The sequence below is a fragment of the Nocardioides taihuensis genome (assembly GCF_042657275.1).
Lineage (GTDB): Bacteria > Actinomycetota > Actinomycetes > Propionibacteriales > Nocardioidaceae > Nocardioides > Nocardioides taihuensis.
In genome coordinates, this window is record NZ_JBHSKD010000023.1 from 53019 (window position 1) to 68177 (window position 15159).

Sequence of the window (15159 nt, forward strand, 5' to 3'; positions counted from 1 at the left end):
GGGTCCTACTTGATCTTTCCGGCCTCGCTGGTCACGAACGCCCTGATCGCGGCGACGACGATGCCGACGATGAGGATGACCGCGCCGGCCCAGATGACCTGCTCGATCGTGACCGAGCCGCGCTCGTCGCGTCGGTGCTTGACGGTGCGGTCCTCCATGCTGGCGATCACGGCGAGGGCCGTCACCTGGAGGGTGATGAAGAGCTTCAACATCGGGTTGTTCCTTTCTGGGTGGTGGAGTAGGGGGTGTCCCGGGATTGACGTCGGTGTTAGGTCGCGAATCGGAGCATCGAGGGGGTGACGAGGATCGCCATGAAGACGATGCCGAGCAGGCTGGCGGGGATGTACATGCGCTCGGAGACGGCGTTGGCCTTTCCGAGTTCGGCGCTGAGCATCGCCGAGCGGAGTGCGGCGGCTCGGGCGCGGAGGTTGTTGTAGATCTGGGCGCCGTCCTGGCCGGACTGCTGCATGATGTCGGCGAGGTCGTCGAGCTCGGGGACGCCGAGGTCATCGGCGAGCCCGTGCAGGGAGTCCCAGGGGGCGCGGGTCATGTAGCGGGCGCGGCGCAGCTCGCTCTCGATCCGCTTGAACACCCAGGTGTCGCCGACCTCGGCCGCGGAGCGCAGCGCCTGCTGGCCGCTGGAGCCGTCGCGGACTCCGGTGGCGACCATGTCGATGTAGGCGCCCAGTGCCCGGCTGAACTCGATGCGGGCCTTCTTGGCGTCGTCAGTGGCGTTGTAGTTGGGCATGAACCAGAACAGTGCGGCGAGCCCGAGCGACCCGAAGGTGGGGATCGCGAACGGGAGCGGGAGCCCGATCAGCGCGAAGAACGTCGCGAACAGCGGCGGCATCGCCAGGCCGAGTAGCGCCCAGACGACCTTCTCGCCGTAGAACCTGGTCTCGCTGATCTGGAGGATGGCCAGGTCCTTGCGGGGCGTGTGTGCCCACGCTCCCCCGGGCAGGTTCTTGATCGCCCACACGCCGATCCGGTCGACGAGCGATCCGGATTCGGTGCTCTGCTCGACGTCGAGCGGGCCGCCGCTGCGGCGGGGCACGACGTGGTCGGGCGAGAGCCGGTCCAGGGCGTCGGTGAGGTCGGGGTCGGACGGGGCCAGGCGCCACACGAGCAGGGCAACGGCGAGCCCGAGGAGGGTGCCGCTGGCGAGCGCGAGCTGGAGGCCGGTCATGCGAGTGCTCCTTCCTTCTCCCCGTGCGCCGCTCGGTGCGCGTTGCGGGCTTGGAGTACTTCAGTTGCATCCAGTTCGTTTCTGGGCTGTTTGTCCTGGCGGGGCTGTGACCTGCGGTGATGAAGCGCGCTCGTGGCATCTAGCAAGTGCGACAGTTCTTCGCGATTCGTGACAACCCTGCTATCTTCACGACAGTCCATCCCGACTCCTGAAGCGGTGGTTCGGTGACTCTCACCGTGGTCCGGTCGTTGGACTCTGCGCGCAGCCTGCGTGGCAGCGTCGATGTCGAGGAGTTCGAGCAGGAGCTGATCGACCAGTACTCGTTGGCGCTTGGCGCGGTGGGGAGCACCGATGAGACCGCTGCGGCGGATCGTTCGGTGGTCTTCGAGTTCGCGCGCTTTCTCGGGCGGCCGTTGTGGACTGCGCAGGTCGAGGACGCCGACCGGTATCTGCGGACGGCACGCCGCGAGCGGGGCCTGGCGAGGTCGACGGTGGCGGGCAAAGCCGGCGCGTTGGCGAAGTTCTTCGAGTTCGTCCTCGTGCGCTACCAGGGCGACATCCACGCGCTGTTCGACCAGGTCGTGGTCCAGCCCATCGACGAGTTCAACCGGCCCCGGGCGGTCGCTGCGGCAACGGCGGAGAGGATCCCGCCGCGGGCCGACGAGGTCGGTGACCTGTTCGGAGGGTGGGCGGAGTCGCTGCCCGGGGCCCGCAAGTACCTGCCGGCCGCGCGGGACTACCTCGCGGCGTCGCTGTGGCGACGGATCGGGCTGCGGATCAACGAGACCGTGATGCTCGACATCGGCGACTGGCACCCCGAGCTCGGCACCCACGGCAAGCTCCACGTGCGCCACGGCAAGGGCAGCCGCGGCCGCGGCGCGAAGGTCCGCACCGTGCCGGCCATCGACGAGGTCGACGCGCTGCTGGAGTGGTGGCTCAACGACGTGCGACCGCAGTACGGCGACGACTACGACGACCCCCACGCACCGCTGCTGCCCAGCGAACGACGCGATCCGATGACCGGGCATTGCACCCGGATCGGCGCCGAAGCGCTGCGAACCGGCATGGGCGAGGCCGTCGGCCGATGGCTGCCCGGGTGGAGTGGTCGGCTCTCGCCGCACGTGCTGCGGCACTACTGCGCCTCCCATCTCTACGAGCAGGGGATGACGCTCAAGGCGATCCAGGAGCTGTTGGGCCACAGCTGGCTGTCCACGACCACGCAGTACATCCACGTCCGCTCCACCCACATCGAGACGTCCTGGGCGGCCGCGACCGAGCGAACACTGGCACGCCTGGGCACCACCGCGAACGTGCCGAGCGACCGAGCCAGGAGCGAGAAGGAGGAGGTTTGAGCCGATGCGCTGGAACATGAGGATGAAGGCCGCCGAGGCAGGGATCTGGAAATCAACCCAGCTGCGACGGATGTTTGCCGAGGCCGGGCTGGAGATCAGCGCCGGCAAGATGTCGGGCTGGTGGGCCGGCACTCCCACCACGATCCGGCTCGAGGACCTCGACGTGATCTGCTTCGTGCTCAACTGCACGCCCGCCGATCTGCTGATCTGCGAGCCGGAGGCGGTCGCGGCCCGCAGGCCTGCGAAGAAGACGGCGACACAGGCTGGGTCACAGGCGGCCAAGACCGCACGGCGCGCGGCGCCGGGACGGAGCCGGAGCAAACCGCCCGCGTGAGCGCACCCCGGATGTGCCACGCCTGCGGACTCAAGCCCGAGGCCTACCACGCCCGCCGCTTCTGCTACGACTGCAAGCCGGGCACCAACGGCAGGCCGCTGCCGTGTCGTCGCTGCGGCGCGGTCGGCGACTACTGGGCCGGACGCCTGTGCCGGCGATGCCACCTCTTCGCCCCGCAGCTGCCCGACTCCTGCCGCGACTGCCTGGCCTGGGGCGCCACCCGCACCCTGAAGTGGCTGTGCGCGGCCTGCACCAGCTGGCGTTACCTGCATCCCGGAACCGGTGAGTGCATCTCCTGCCGGCGCCACCTGGCCGTCAACGAGTATCAGGCCTGCCGGCTGTGCTGGTTCCAGACCTTCTTCTACCAGACCCAGGTCGGTCTGTCCCGTGACGTGTTGGCAGCCAACCGAGGAGGCCAGCAGCTGTGGCTGGCGAACATGGCGAACTCGCGCAACGGCTACCGGCCGCACCCCCGCCGGGACTACCGCAGCCCCCGGGACCAGATCCATCCAGCCGGCCACGACCCCAACCGCGAGCCCGGGAGCGCGCAGCTCGACCCGGTGCCCGCCAGGCAGCCGGTTCGCGATCCCGACCAGCTCGACCTGTTCGCCTACGACCGGGTCGAGGCCACCGCCCGACGGTTCGGGTTCGGCGAGCCGCCCAGCGCACGCTTCGCCGACATGCTCGACCAGCACGTCCTCGACCACGCAGGACGGCACGGCTGGAGCAACACGCAGACCCGCACGACCCGAATCACACTGCGGGTCCTGCAAGCCCGACACCGCATCACAGTCGGGCCGCTCAGGGCCAGCGACGTGCTCGGCCTCAAGGACCTGGGTCTCACCGTCCGGTTGGCACTCGCGGTCCTGGCCGACAACGACCTGTTGGTCGACGACCGGATTCCACAACTGCAGAGCTGGTTCGCCCGTCAGATCGAGGTGCTGCCCGCCCCGATGGCCAGTGAGCTGCGGAGCTGGTTCGACGTCCTCCACCACGGCAGCACCACCCCGCCCAGGAGCAGACCCCGCCACGACGTCACCATCAAGACCCGAACCATGTGGGCCATGCCAACACTGCGCGGCTGGGCCGACGCCGGGCATCAGTCCCTGCGAGAGATCACCCGTGACGACATCCTCGCCGTGCTGCCCGCCCAGGGGACGCCGCGCGTCAAACTCGGCAACGCCTTGCGGTCGATCTTCACCACGCTCAAACGCCATCGCGTGCTGTTCACCAACCCCATAGCGCGGATGCGGATCGGGAACCTCGAGCGACGTGTCCCCATGCCCATCGACACCGCCCGCATCCGTGAGGCCTTCGAGTCGCCGGACCCGACCACTGCCGCCATCACCACGCTCATCGCCATCCACGGGCTGCGACCCCGCGAGGCGTGTGCCCTGATGTTGACCGACGTCCGTGACGGCCGGGTCCTGCTGCCCGATCGGACGATCCTGCTCGCCCCGGCCACCAAGGCCAGGCTCGAGGCCTACCTCGCCCACCGCAGCATGCAGTGGCCCGGCAGCATCAACGCGCACTTCCTCATCCACAGCCGCTCTGCCGCCACCCTGGAGCAGGTCCAGGTGCCCTGGCTCACCGACAAGCTCGGCATGCCCACCCACGCGCTGCGCCGAGACCGGATCCTGGCCGAGGTCCACGCCGGCGGAGACCTGCGCCAGATCTGCGACTTCTTCGGCGTCACCATCGCCACCGCCGAGCACTACGCCAGCACGATCAACCACCCCGAGCTCGACGACTTCACCAGCCAGCCAACCGGTTCGCGAACCGACGCCCCATACTGAGCGCATCACGACGACCCCACCCCTGGGTTCGAGGCGACAACGCCGTCAGTTTTCGTGAACCGATCGGAATTGTCGAGGAAGCGCGGGAGCGGCTTGGCGACCGCCATCCGGCGCATCCACAGCAGCGTGGCCACGTAGGCAGTCAGTAAGACGGCGAGGATGACCTGACCGAGCGGGCTGCCGTACGGCTCGATGTAGTCGCCGGTGAGGGCGAGCATGCCCAGGACGCCGAGGGTGATCACGGTGACCGTGCGGGCGGTGGTGCGCGGCTTGGCCTGGTCGGCGGCGATCTGGCGGCGGGCGCGCACGTCGGCGGCGACGGTCTCGGCGAGGGCGTCCAGCGCCTTGGCCAGGCCGGCCTGCCCGCGCCCGCTGGCGGCGAGGATCAGCTGGCTGGCCACCACGTCGCCGGTGGAGTCGTTGAGGTCCTCGGCGAAGGCGCGTAGCACGTCCTCGGTGGTGGCGGTGTTGTTCCAGAGCCGGGAGACCATCAGGCCGACCTCGCGCTCGATGGGCGCCGGCACCGACTGCAGCGACTTGATGAGAGCCGAGCGCAGCGACTGGCCGGCCGTGAGCTTGCCCGACAGTGACCGGGTCCACTCCTCGAGCGCCTCGAGCTTCTCGACGTTCGCGGCCGCCTGCGGGGGTGAGAGCAGCAGCGGGATGCCGACGATCGCGGCCGGGACGAGCACGATCGCGATCACCCAGCCGGTCAGCAGCGCGACCAGGAGGCCGGCGACAGCGCCGCCGATGACCAGCATCCGGGTACGCGGGTTGAGCCGGGCGAACCAGCCACCCGCCCGGCCGAAGGGGGTGAGGGTCCGGGCGGGCCGCGACGGCTTGGGGGGTGCGGGGATCAGCGCGTAGACCATGCCGATCAGGCCGATGACGATGAGCGCCCCGAAGACGGCGGGCAGGAAGGCGGTCATGAGGTTGCCACCCCGGGGTTTGCCTGGGATTCGGCCTTGTACGCCTCGATGTCGAACCCGTAGCGGGCGAGCTCCTGGGCGAGGAAGTTGTCGAGCTTCCCGGTGGCGACGGCGTGGCCGAGCTGGTTCGGGGCGAAGATCGGGGTGGTCGCATACCCGCGGGCCGCGTCGATGCTGGGCTGGACGACCAGGACCTCCTCGACCCAGCGGTGCTTGCGGAAGGTGCCGTCGCCGTTGGAAACGACTTCGGAGCGCAGGTACACCACGATGTCGATGGCAGCGGCGAGCTTGCTGATCGCGAGCTCGCGGGTGACCTGCGGGCCTTTCTCCATGGCACAGGAGACGAGCTTCTCGATGGTGTGCTCGGCGCTGCGGGCGTGGGTGGTGCTGATCGAGCCCGGGCCGGACTCCATGGCCTTGAGCATGTTCCAGACCTCCGGGCCGCGGACTTCGCCGACGATCTGGCGGGCGAGGTTGAACCGGAAGGAGTGGTGGATGGCCTCCTCGAGGCTGAACTCACCGGCCTGGCGGCCGTCGATGCCGACCTCGCCGGATCCGGGCCGGTGCTCCCAGGCGTGGACGATCTTGTGCCGGTCGACCAGCTCGTGCAGGTGCAGCTCGAACTCGGTCTCGAAGGTGCCGATCATCTCCCAGGGTGGGATGCACGAGCACAGGGCGCGGACCCAGGTGGTCTTGCCCGAGCCCTGGACGCCGGAGACGACGATGCTTTTGCCGGCGCGGACGCAGGCGGCGAGGAAGTCGGCCAGGACCGCGCCGCACGCCTTGCGGTCGTAGACCATCTCGTCCATCGACACCTCGCGCATCCCGTGCCGGCGGATCACCACCGAGGTGTAGGCCATCACCCAGGAGCCGGCCGCGAGCCGGGCGCCGCCGGGCAGGCGCAGGTCCAGGTGCGGACGCGCTTCAGTGAAGGGCCGGTTCTGCCGGGAGCCGAGGTCGGCGAGGAACTCGCGCAGCTCGTCCTCGGAGTCGGCGATCGGGGCGGCCTCGACCAGGGTGCCGTCGACGAGCTCCAGCCACACGGCGCAGTCGGGGCCGCGGGCGATGACGATGATGTTCTCCACGTCCTCGCGCTCGACCAGCGGCTGCAGCCGGCCGAGACCGAACAGTGCGGCCTTGAGGGCGGCCTTGAGGGCGTTCTCCTGCTGGCGGCTCCACGGTGGCCGGCCGGTTGAGACGAGGGTCTCGGCTTCGGACTTGATGAACTCCTCGATGACGTCGAGGCCCATCTGTTCGCGGTCCTCGTCGGTGACCCGGCCGCCCTCCTTGTCCAGCCGGGCGGTCAGCCGGGAGGAGATTTCGGCCCGGTACTGGGCGATGAGCTCCCAGTCCAGCTCGACCTCCCCCCTGTCGGCGCCGTCGTAGTCGGTGGCGGCGATCGTGTATGGCTGGTCGTCGGGGTTGGCGACGAGTGGGCGGAGCGTGAAGTCCGAGCGGGTGCGGCCCGGCTGCTGGTCCTCGCTGGTCCAGGCGCCGGCGAAGATCGGCAGCGACGTCGGGTCGTGGTCCTCGCTGGTCGGCGCCGGCGGGGGTGGCTGCGTGGCTGGCTGGTTGCCGTTGGCGCCGCGGCCGCGGGCGAACGGGGAGCGCGGGCTGCGGTGTGCGTGTCGCGCCGCGAGCCATTCGTCGGCGCGGAGCGGCTCGCGGTCCTGGGCTCCGGGCTGGTGTCCGTTGGTGGTCATGCGCGGCCTCCGATCGGGTGTGCGAGGGCGGCCTGGTTGGAGGTGAGGACGGAGTGGATCAGGGAGACTGCGGTGCGGTAGCTGCGCACCAGTTCGGAGGACTCGAACTTGCGGGGCTTGCGGGCGCCGTGGGAGTAGACCTCGGCGGCCTCGGGCTGCCAGTCCACCGATGCTGCGACGGAGATCTGGAGCGCGTTGGCGATGTGCCGCGACGTGTAGGGACGCACCCGCGGGACGCCCGTGGGCATCGCCGGCCACCGGCGGTCCTCGTCGACGAGAAGGAGGCCGAGTCGCGAGAGGCCACCGACGGCGGCGAACTGGTCGCGCAGCATCTTGGCCCAGGAGCGTGCACCGGCCAGCGCGGGCAGTGAGCTGCGAGTGACCAGCAGGGTCAGGTCGGAGGCAGCGATGAGCGGCTGCGGCCAGCCCGCGAGACCGAGCCGGCCGGCGTCGACGATGACGTCCTGCCCGTTGCGGTCCAGCGCGCGCAGTTGCTCGGCGAGCGGCTCCCACAGAGGCAGCAGGCTCGGGGCCTGCTCGTGGGCGCGGATGCCAGGCAGGAACCAGGGCGCCCGCTCGGCCGGGGCCTCGGGGTCCAGCAACAGCGTCTCGCGAGGAAGGGCGGCGGCCAGTGTCCCCTCGCGCAGCGCGAGGGCGAGGTTGATCAGCCCGCCGGTGGGCTCCTGGGTGCCGTGGAAGTAGCCGGCGAAGACCGCGGAGGAACCGGTCGGGTCGGCGTCGACCAGGAGCACGGGACGGTGCCAGTTGAGGGTGAGCCCCAGCGCCGTGGTCGAGACGCCGGGCGAACCGCTGGCCGAGGCCAGGACGATCAGCGCCATTGGTCAGCGCTCCCGCGTGTCCAGGACGAGTGCGACCCGTCCGGTCGCGGCGCGGGCTGCCAGGTCGGCGGCGTCGCCCTCGGGGACAGAGACGTCGACAACGGTCTCGCCGGTCTCCTGCACGCGGCTAACACCAACGACGACTGCCTCGACCGTGACTGGGTCCTCGTTGGTGACCTCGCCCTGGTCGCCGGGCGTGGTGACGATCCGGACGGAGTCACCGGAGTAGAGCGGCTCGGACGGCATCTGCGCGGGGGTGAGGCTGATGCCCACCAGGGACTCCCCCTCCCCCGGCACCAGGCTGTCGGTGACGGCCGACTCGGTGAGCAGGGTGCCGGCCCACAGGTCGACGGCGGCGCGGCTGCCCTCGAGCTCGGCCTTCTGGCTCCCGGCGACCGGGCTCAGCGCCGGGTCGACGCTCACCCGCACAACCGAGAGGTCACCGGCCTCGATGGTCTCGCCGCGCTTGATGTCCTGGCTGACCACGAGGACCTCTTGCGTGTCGTTGATGGAGGTGAAGGCGAACGCGGTGCCTAGCGCGCCTGCGGCGACAAGGGCCACACAGAGTGCGAACACCCATGGTCTGCGGCGCTGCTTGGGTCGTGGTCGTGGACTGTTGTTGAGCGTGGGCATGCGACGGCTGGTGGGGGTTGCCTCGCCTGACAGGCCTTGAGCGGTGTTCTGTGACATGGATCCCGAGTCCTCTCGTGTCTCGATCACCTACGTGTCAAGACGGGCCCGGAGCGATCAGCGCGAGCCCAACTCGATACGGACACACTAGTGCATTCCTATCGAACGTCTCGTCATCCACAGGTGACCGCTTCCGAGATGCCATCGCCCAGTCCTGACCGGAGGGTCGCGCGGCTCAATCCCCCCGATGGGACCGAGCATCACGCCTCCAAACGATCCGGAGTCCATGGGACCACAAAATCGTCCGGGTCTCCCGGAGCAAATTCTCACCTGTGGATAAGGGTCAAACCCGCCTGCGCCTACGAACTCGGTCGGGCCGAGGCTGTTCCGCTGCGCCGGCGTTGCCGTTGCGCCTCATGGAATGCTGCGACAACCAGTTCGACGGACTCCCCGAGTACGCGGGCTAGCGCTTTGAGCGACTGTGGTGCAGGGAGTCGGGTCCAGCGCCCTTGCTCCCAGGCGTAATAGGTCGGCACAGCCACGTTCACGGACGTGGCGAGTTCGGGGACGGTGAGCCCTGCCTGCAGGCGCAGCGCTCGGAGATCGGGGACATCACCGTCGAGGTGAATTAGCCGCAGCGCCGGGATGTCGAGGGCATTGGCGAGTCTGACCAGGAAGTCGGGGCGCGGAGATGACGTGCCCAACTCCCAGCGTGAGATGCGCTCACCCCCGGCCGCTCCCACCAGACGCGCCAACTCATGCTGAGTCAACCCCGCTTCCTCGCGAGCAGCCCTCAACGCGTTGGGATCGATTCCGGAGGCCATCGCCGACGAACACTAGCGGTGCCGATCCTCTGCGGGACAGGTCAGTCTGGCTACCCGGACCGACGACCTGGGACCGCGGAGCCCGTCCGTCTCACTCAGCGATGGCGCCGCTCGCGACGCGGACACTCCTCGCCGCATGGCGAATGACGTTGGGCCCGACATCGCGCCCAGCCTCGGTGTCACCACTCGGCGGTCTTGCCCACGCTGGCCACCCGGGGCAAGCCCGATACAGGGCCGTGAGTTCTCCCGCGCTATGGCCGTCGGATTCCCCTCGTGTCGCAGATCGGGCTGATCGCTTACCAACCTCCTTCGCACCTAGGTGACCAGAAAGCGAGGTGGACCATGAGCACTTCCCGAACCGAGAACCCGGTCCCCGGTGTCGTCACCTTCACCGCCCGCGGAGACGCCGCCCTCGATCGTCTGGCCGACGCCCTGGTGGCCGAGTGCGACGGCTCCCCAGGGGGCATCGCCGACATCCTCGAGCGGGTCCTGGATGCCGACGTCGAGGACCTAGCCGAATGCCTCAGCGAGGCGACCGAGCTGCACGCCGATCGACCTGGCCGCGGCGTCGACGAGGTTGATTCCGCAGGCGAGAGCCTCGACGATGCCGCCCGTCGTCGACTCGGAGCGCGCACGCCAGGCGCTGCCAGCACGCCTGGGACACGCAGCTTCAGCGTGGGGCGCTGATCCCGATCGACGGCATACACTTCGTTACACAAGCCCGCTGTGTAACAGAATGTATGGGAGACCTCTGATGCTGCCCAACCCCTACGCCCCGGGCGAACTGCCGCGGGTCCTGGCCGGGAGAGAACAACAGCAAGACAGGATCAGAGGCTACCTGAGCCGGATCGGCACCTACGGCGAGATGGGCGGCCCTCTCTTGGTATTCCTGGGCCCGCGCGGGGTTGGGAAGACGTCCCTGCTGCGCGAGGCGCAGCGTGACGCCGAGGAGCACGGGTTCATCACCGCATGGGTGGCATGCCGGCGCAACGCGCCGTTCCTTCCCGACCTGGTCAGTCGCGTCGGAAAGGCCGTCGAATCCGCGGACATCCTCCCCCGAGCCGAGAAGGGCACCTGGAAGCTTCGCCTGGAGAACATCGGCCTGGAGTTCGGGCTGCCGAGCGTGGTGAAGGTGAGCGCGACGGCGGCCGCCGACCGCTCCGAGGCTGAGGCACCTCCACGAGGGGCCCAGATCTCGGCGATGGAGGACCTCCTGCACGAGACCAGCTCCCATATCCGCGCACGCGGTGGCGCTGGACTCGTGGTCTTCGTCGACGAGCTGCACGCGGCCACCCGCGATGACCTCGCGGTCCTGCTCAACGCGATGCAGAACTTGGCTGGACGGCGCGAGGACAACCCCCTCGCCATCATCGGCGCCGGCCTGCCCTCGACGCCGGGAGTCCTGGTCAACGCTGCCACCTTCGGGGAGCGCAGCACCTTCCTCACGCTTCCCCGACTCGAGCCGGCCGCAGCGGCCGCCGCCGTGGCCGAGCCGGCCGCAGAGCTAGGCGTGACCTGGACGCCCGCCTCGCTGCAGACGGTAGCGGCCGAGGCCCAAGGATTCCCGTACCTGCTGCAGGTCCTCGCGCACGCAACGTGGGAGGTGGCCAAGCCCTTAGGAACCGGTGACGTGCTCGACGTCGACCAGGTGCGGTCCGGCCTGCCGCTGGCCGATGATCAGCTGAGCTCCATGTACACCGCCCGGTGGGCGGCCGCGACCGAACTGGAGAAGCAGATCATGTCCGTGATGGCGCAGGCCGGCACTCCAACGGTGACGCGGGCAGAGATCGCCGCGGCGCTCGGCCGGCCCACGCAGGCTCTGGGTGTTCCGCGTGAGCGCCTGATCGACAAGGGCATCATCGAGCCCGCCAGTCGCGGCGAGGTCCGATTCACGATGCCTGGCTTCGACCGCTACATCCGCGAGACCCTGTCCACCGGAGCACCCTCGCCCGCCGACCCGGCACCCGGCAGTCTCGGTGCCGGCCGCCGCCCGCGTGAACTCCCGCCCGCCTCCGAGGGCGGCCCCGACGCGCCGCGGCGTTAGAGCTCACGGCGAGCCTGCCGACGTAGGACCGCCTCGAGCTCGTCGACGTCGCCGGGGGGCATCGGGGGCGCGACGTGGGCGGAGGTCGTCGAGCAGCTCGTCGACGTCGCCGTCCTCCAGCTGCGGTGCGCTGTAGGCGTTCCACTTCCCCACCGCGGCGGCGAGTCGGCGGTAGGCCTCGACGTCGGCCGGAGCGTTGACCAAGCGGCCACCGCCAGTGCCACTCGCCTTGCGATCAAGGCCGCCTGGTCGTCCATGGCCGCTCAGTCTCCCGCTGGAGACCCCGGAGAGGACCCTTCGCGGTTATCCACACCCCCCGCCGGCGGGCGCGCGTACGCCGGCGAGATCCGCGAGACTCAGGCCGAGACCTCTCTGCAGGAAGGGGCAACCTGATGGACGACAACGACCAGCTCAAGGCGAGTGGGCACGCGACGGCGGCCCGCGAACACGTCTACGGCTTCAACCGCGCCACGATCTGGGCGCGCGACCAGATCCCGGCCGAGACCTCCGACGAGCTCGCGTAGTTCGCCGACCTCGCGGCCGCGCTGCCGCAGGCGCTCTCGCAGCTGTCGAGCACGCTCAAGCAGGCATTGGCCGACCAGGTGCTCAGCATGGACTCGATGACCGACGAATCCGACCCAGCCATGGCGATCGGCGTCGCGCGTCTCCACCTGGAGGAGGCCCGCGGACTCGCGGTCGACCTCCACAAGCACCTGAACGCCGCCCGCAACGCCACCGCGCACATCATCAGCCAGGGCGTCGACGACGGGCAGGAGTCGATGCCCTGGGACCAACCCTGACCTGGTGGTCCCCGGCCTCGCTGAGCCCGCGGCGCCTGAGGCCCGCGAGAATTCTTCGCGCTCGGTGATCGCCCGAGCGGGTCGACCTTCCTTTGGTGACTGAGACATGACCCCGGTCAACCAAGGAGCTGCCCGTGAGCACGCCCACCGATTCTCCCTCCGCCGCGGCCGACCGTGACCTGGTTCAGGAGGCCCGCGACCACCTCGAGCAGGCCCTGGCCGCGCTGGACCGGCTCCGCGAGGTCCTACCCCCGTCGAGCAGTACGCCCCCGTCCGACACGGGAGGCGGTGAGCCGGCATGACCACCGACTCCGCTCTGCAAGCCGCAGACGCAGTCTTCATGGCCGAGCAGGCCGTGGGACGCGCCCGCCGGGTCGTCGACGAGCTCCACACCACGATCAACTCCGCGCTCCGGGTTCTCGATGACGCCGAGCTCGACTCTGCGAAGGCCCGCCTGAGCGACCGCGGTGCCTACTACCTCGAGGCCGCCGGCGAACACTTGAGCCGCCTGCAGCGGCGCTGCAGCGACAACGCCGAGCTCGTCGACGAACTCACCGGACACCTGGAGCGTGCATCCCAGGCGATCGCCGATGCCCGCGATCTCCTCCAAACCGCCGACACCTCCGATCCTGAGCTCGCCAGCGAGGTCGCGCAGTTGAAGCCACGCCTCGCCGTCGTGGGCGAGATGATCGACCTGGCCAAGCCGATGGCCCGGTTGACCGCTCAGCACGTCGACAGCGCGCAGCTGGCGGCCCAGCACGTGACTCCGCCGTCGCTGCTGGAACCGGTCACCCTCGAGCGGAGCATCGCGACCGCCGGCAAGGAGCTCGGCCGCGCCGACGAGGACGTGCGCCTGCTCGAGAACGTCGTCGACCACGCCGCGGCCAACGCTCGGCAGTCGGCCGGCATCGCCAGCGAAATCACCGACAACGCCCGTCGGCATATGGCCGAGCAGGGCCGCGGCCAGGTTCCTCGCCAGACGGCCCCGGCCGGCGGGTCGCCGGCGCGGTAGGAGGGAGGACAGGCATGGACCTCGATCAGGGCGGCCGCCAGCTGGCTGGCCTCGTCCTCGATGCCGCCGGCCGCGGGCAGCACGACCAGGTCGCCGACCTGATCGCGCCGCTGGACGCCGACCAGCTGCGGTCGCTGGTGACGGTACTAGCCGTCCAGGTCGACCAGACCATCCCGGCGGCGCCGGCAACCGGCCCGGCTGCGGTGTGCGAGCTGGCCATCAACGCGGCTGCACCGATGTTCGGCACCACCCCGGAGGCGATCCTGAGCGCCGGGCGCAGCCGTCCGGTCAGTGAGGCCCGCGCCGTGGCCATGACCGCCGCGCGCGAGGTCGGCCTGTCCCTGCCGGCGATCGCCGAGCACTTCAACAAGGACCACGGTTCTGTGATCCACGCCGTGCGCCGCACCGCCGAGCGACCCCGACTGGCCGACGCCGCGGCCCGGGTCAGTGAGCACGTCAACGACAGATACACCGCCCGGCTCCCCCGCCCTGAGGCCACGGTGGTCAGCCTCCACCAGGATCCGCCGGCGTCGACCTTCGAGCCTGATGGCCCGGTCGAGCATGCCGTCGTGGCGGCCGCGGAGGCCTTCGACACCACGCCCGAGGTCCTCCTGGGTACCGACCGCAGCCGGGCGGCAGCGGACGCCCGTGCGGTGGCGATGATGGCGGCCCGCATCCACGGGCACAGCCTGCCGACGATCGCGCGTCACTTCGACCGCGACCACACGACCGTGCTCCACGCGACCCGGCGCATCGAGAAGACCCCACCGCTGCGCGACCTGGCCGCGAAGATCGCCGCCGAACTCCCCGAGGAGCCGGCCGGCGCCGGCATGAGCGCGGCAGAGGTCGTCGAGCAGATCCCCGAGCCCGGCTACCGCTCCCCCGGTGCCCGTGCCCAGGAGCGCGCGGTTCCCGTCGCCGGCGAGCGTCTCCAGCTGAGGGTTGCCCGATGAAGGCCGTCATCGGCCTCGCGGCCGCGGCGATTGCCGTGCTCACCGCCGGCGGCATCAAGTCCGCCCTCCCCGGCGCTCCCACTGGCCCCGACTCATCCGAGGTCAAGGCCACCCAGGTCCGCGTGACGGCCGTGGTCGACGGGGACACGCTGCGCGTCGAGGACCTCGGCGGCCGCGAGCTCGGCCGAGTCCGCCTGCTCGGCATCGACGCCCCCGAAGTCGCCCACCCGCCGGCGTCGGCGGGGTGCTACGCCGACCAGGCAACCGATCTGCTCGAGGAGCTCGCGCCGGTCGGCAGCACCGTCCAGCTGGTCACCGACAGCGGCCAGCCCAACCGCGACCGCTACGACCGGCTGCTGCGCTACGTCGACCACGCCGGCGTCGACGTAGCGCACGAGCTCCTGGCCCGCGGCGCCGCACGCCGCTACGACGCTGCCCAGGACCTCGCCCGCGAAGAGTCGTACTCCGCGGCCGCCGACGATGCCCAGGACGCCGACAGCGGCCTGTGGGGCACCTGCTGAGGGGGCGGCCGGGCTTGGACGAGCAGCTGATGACGGCCGCGAAGACGCTGGCCCGATGGTGCTACAACCGCGGCGTCGACGAGCGCGTCCTCGGCTGCAGGGAGCAGCTCCTCAAAGCGGCGGTCGACCAGGCGCTCGGACGTCCCGCGCCGGCGCACCTCGAGCATGCGCCGTGGCAACAGACCGCCACGCTGCTGCGCCAGCGGCGCGACTGGGACGCGACCACCAGGTGCCCC

General features: G+C 70.3%; 19 protein-coding genes. 12 read left to right on the plus strand and 7 right to left on the minus strand.

What is annotated here, in order from left to right; translation table 11 throughout:
- Nucleotides 1–5 precede the first annotated feature (5 nt).
- Nucleotides 6–212: a hypothetical protein gene (locus ACFPGP_RS16515; RefSeq protein ID WP_145724661.1), complete on the minus strand. Its 207-nt coding sequence runs from the start codon at nucleotides 210–212 to the stop codon at nucleotides 6–8.
- Nucleotides 213–268: 56 nt separating this feature from the next.
- Entirely contained in the window at nucleotides 269–1186 is a 918-nt protein-coding gene (locus ACFPGP_RS16520; RefSeq protein WP_302709506.1) for a type II secretion system F family protein, read from the minus strand.
- A gap of 224 nt (nucleotides 1187–1410) precedes the next feature.
- Here ACFPGP_RS16520 and ACFPGP_RS16525 point away from each other — a divergent pair, with 224 nt between their 5' ends.
- Genes ACFPGP_RS16525 through ACFPGP_RS16535 form a run of 3 tightly spaced genes read left to right on the plus strand, consistent with a single transcriptional unit; the run spans nucleotide 1411 to nucleotide 4668 of the window.
- Nucleotides 1411–2538, plus strand: coding sequence for a tyrosine-type recombinase/integrase (locus ACFPGP_RS16525; protein WP_378591854.1), 1128 nt, complete (start codon nucleotides 1411–1413; stop codon nucleotides 2536–2538).
- A 4-nt stretch (nucleotides 2539–2542) separates the two neighbouring features.
- Nucleotides 2543–2872 (plus strand): helix-turn-helix domain-containing protein, encoded by a 330-nt coding sequence (locus tag ACFPGP_RS16530; RefSeq protein ID WP_378591855.1) that lies wholly within the window; start codon nucleotides 2543–2545, stop codon nucleotides 2870–2872.
- Nucleotides 2869–4668, plus strand: a complete 1800-nt coding sequence (locus ACFPGP_RS16535) for a hypothetical protein (RefSeq protein WP_378591856.1) — start codon at nucleotides 2869–2871, stop codon at nucleotides 4666–4668. The genes ACFPGP_RS16530 and ACFPGP_RS16535 overlap by 4 nt, the downstream gene beginning before the upstream one ends.
- Before the next feature lie 5 nt (nucleotides 4669–4673).
- Here the strand turns inward: ACFPGP_RS16535 and ACFPGP_RS16540 are convergent, their stop codons facing one another.
- From ACFPGP_RS16540 to ACFPGP_RS16560, 5 genes are all read right to left on the minus strand, one after another.
- On the minus strand, nucleotides 4674–5597 hold the full coding sequence (locus ACFPGP_RS16540; protein WP_378591858.1) for a type II secretion system F family protein: 924 nt from the start codon (nucleotides 5595–5597) through the stop codon (nucleotides 4674–4676).
- Nucleotides 5594–7300: a CpaF family protein gene (locus ACFPGP_RS16545; RefSeq protein WP_378591859.1), complete on the minus strand. Its 1707-nt coding sequence runs from the start codon at nucleotides 7298–7300 to the stop codon at nucleotides 5594–5596. Before ACFPGP_RS16545 ends, ACFPGP_RS16540 begins: the two co-directional genes overlap by 4 nt.
- Nucleotides 7297–8139 carry a hypothetical protein gene (locus tag ACFPGP_RS16550; RefSeq protein WP_302709513.1) on the minus strand — a complete coding sequence of 281 codons (843 nt, stop codon included), beginning with the start codon at nucleotides 8137–8139 and terminating at the stop codon, nucleotides 7297–7299. The genes ACFPGP_RS16545 and ACFPGP_RS16550 overlap by 4 nt, the downstream gene beginning before the upstream one ends.
- Nucleotides 8140–8142: 3 nt before the next feature.
- Nucleotides 8143–8715 carry an SAF domain-containing protein gene (locus ACFPGP_RS16555; RefSeq protein WP_378591860.1) on the minus strand — a complete coding sequence of 191 codons (573 nt, stop codon included), beginning with the start codon at nucleotides 8713–8715 and terminating at the stop codon, nucleotides 8143–8145.
- A 413-nt stretch (nucleotides 8716–9128) separates the two neighbouring features.
- A complete protein-coding gene (locus ACFPGP_RS16560) occupies nucleotides 9129–9593 on the minus strand; it encodes a helix-turn-helix domain-containing protein (protein ID WP_369292735.1) in 465 nt (154 codons plus the stop codon).
- Between the two features lie 273 nt (nucleotides 9594–9866).
- On the opposite strand from ACFPGP_RS16560, the gene ACFPGP_RS16565 reads away from it, so the two are divergent.
- The 9 genes from ACFPGP_RS16565 to ACFPGP_RS16605 all read left to right on the plus strand — a co-directional run.
- Nucleotides 9867–10280, plus strand: coding sequence for a hypothetical protein (locus ACFPGP_RS16565; RefSeq protein WP_378591862.1), 414 nt, complete (start codon nucleotides 9867–9869; stop codon nucleotides 10278–10280).
- A 67-nt stretch (nucleotides 10281–10347) separates the two neighbouring features.
- On the plus strand, nucleotides 10348–11637 hold the full coding sequence (locus tag ACFPGP_RS16570) for an ATP-binding protein (RefSeq protein WP_378591863.1): 1290 nt from the start codon (nucleotides 10348–10350) through the stop codon (nucleotides 11635–11637).
- Nucleotides 11638–12029: 392 nt separating this feature from the next.
- The gene (locus ACFPGP_RS16575; RefSeq protein WP_378591864.1) at nucleotides 12030–12161 is read left to right on the plus strand and encodes a hypothetical protein; all 132 of its coding nucleotides are present in this window, start codon (nucleotides 12030–12032) and stop codon (nucleotides 12159–12161) included.
- Between the two features lie 96 nt (nucleotides 12162–12257).
- Entirely contained in the window at nucleotides 12258–12437 is a 180-nt protein-coding gene (locus tag ACFPGP_RS16580) for a hypothetical protein (RefSeq protein ID WP_378591866.1), read from the plus strand.
- Between the two features lie 134 nt (nucleotides 12438–12571).
- Complete coding sequence (locus ACFPGP_RS16585) at nucleotides 12572–12739, plus strand: hypothetical protein (RefSeq protein ID WP_378591867.1); 168 nt, start codon at nucleotides 12572–12574, stop codon at nucleotides 12737–12739.
- Nucleotides 12736–13449: a hypothetical protein gene (locus ACFPGP_RS16590; protein ID WP_378591868.1), complete on the plus strand. Its 714-nt coding sequence runs from the start codon at nucleotides 12736–12738 to the stop codon at nucleotides 13447–13449. The genes ACFPGP_RS16585 and ACFPGP_RS16590 overlap by 4 nt, the downstream gene beginning before the upstream one ends.
- Nucleotides 13450–13463: 14 nt before the next feature.
- The gene (locus tag ACFPGP_RS16595; protein ID WP_378591870.1) at nucleotides 13464–14402 is read left to right on the plus strand and encodes a helix-turn-helix domain-containing protein; all 939 of its coding nucleotides are present in this window, start codon (nucleotides 13464–13466) and stop codon (nucleotides 14400–14402) included.
- Nucleotides 14399–14923 (plus strand): thermonuclease family protein, encoded by a 525-nt coding sequence (locus ACFPGP_RS16600; RefSeq protein ID WP_378591871.1) that lies wholly within the window; start codon nucleotides 14399–14401, stop codon nucleotides 14921–14923. The genes ACFPGP_RS16595 and ACFPGP_RS16600 overlap by 4 nt, the downstream gene beginning before the upstream one ends.
- A 14-nt stretch (nucleotides 14924–14937) precedes the next feature.
- On the plus strand, nucleotides 14938–15159 hold a 222-nt coding region (locus ACFPGP_RS16605; RefSeq protein ID WP_378591873.1), incomplete at its 3' end, for a hypothetical protein.

Excerpts from the sequence above, each read along its gene's own strand:
- ACFPGP_RS16515 (WP_145724661.1), bottom strand. The coding sequence starts at position 212 with ATGTTGAAGCTCTTCATCACCCTCCAGGTGACGGCCCTCGCCGTGATC.
- ACFPGP_RS16590 (WP_378591868.1), top strand. The coding sequence starts at position 12,736 with ATGACCACCGACTCCGCTCTGCAAGCCGCAGACGCAGTCTTCATGGCC.
- ACFPGP_RS16545 (WP_378591859.1), bottom strand. The coding sequence starts at position 7,300 with ATGACCACCAACGGACACCAGCCCGGAGCCCAGGACCGCGAGCCGCTC.
- ACFPGP_RS16575 (WP_378591864.1), top strand. The coding sequence starts at position 12,030 with ATGGACGACAACGACCAGCTCAAGGCGAGTGGGCACGCGACGGCGGCC.
- ACFPGP_RS16595 (WP_378591870.1), top strand. The coding sequence starts at position 13,464 with ATGGACCTCGATCAGGGCGGCCGCCAGCTGGCTGGCCTCGTCCTCGAT.
- ACFPGP_RS16530 (WP_378591855.1), top strand. The coding sequence starts at position 2,543 with ATGCGCTGGAACATGAGGATGAAGGCCGCCGAGGCAGGGATCTGGAAA.
- ACFPGP_RS16600 (WP_378591871.1), top strand. The coding sequence starts at position 14,399 with ATGAAGGCCGTCATCGGCCTCGCGGCCGCGGCGATTGCCGTGCTCACC.
- ACFPGP_RS16540 (WP_378591858.1), bottom strand. The coding sequence starts at position 5,597 with ATGACCGCCTTCCTGCCCGCCGTCTTCGGGGCGCTCATCGTCATCGGC.
- ACFPGP_RS16560 (WP_369292735.1), bottom strand. The coding sequence starts at position 9,593 with ATGGCCTCCGGAATCGATCCCAACGCGTTGAGGGCTGCTCGCGAGGAA.
- ACFPGP_RS16570 (WP_378591863.1), top strand. The coding sequence starts at position 10,348 with ATGCTGCCCAACCCCTACGCCCCGGGCGAACTGCCGCGGGTCCTGGCC.
- ACFPGP_RS16550 (WP_302709513.1), bottom strand. The coding sequence starts at position 8,139 with ATGGCGCTGATCGTCCTGGCCTCGGCCAGCGGTTCGCCCGGCGTCTCG.
- ACFPGP_RS16520 (WP_302709506.1), bottom strand. The coding sequence starts at position 1,186 with ATGACCGGCCTCCAGCTCGCGCTCGCCAGCGGCACCCTCCTCGGGCTC.
- ACFPGP_RS16580 (WP_378591866.1), top strand. The coding sequence starts at position 12,258 with ATGACCGACGAATCCGACCCAGCCATGGCGATCGGCGTCGCGCGTCTC.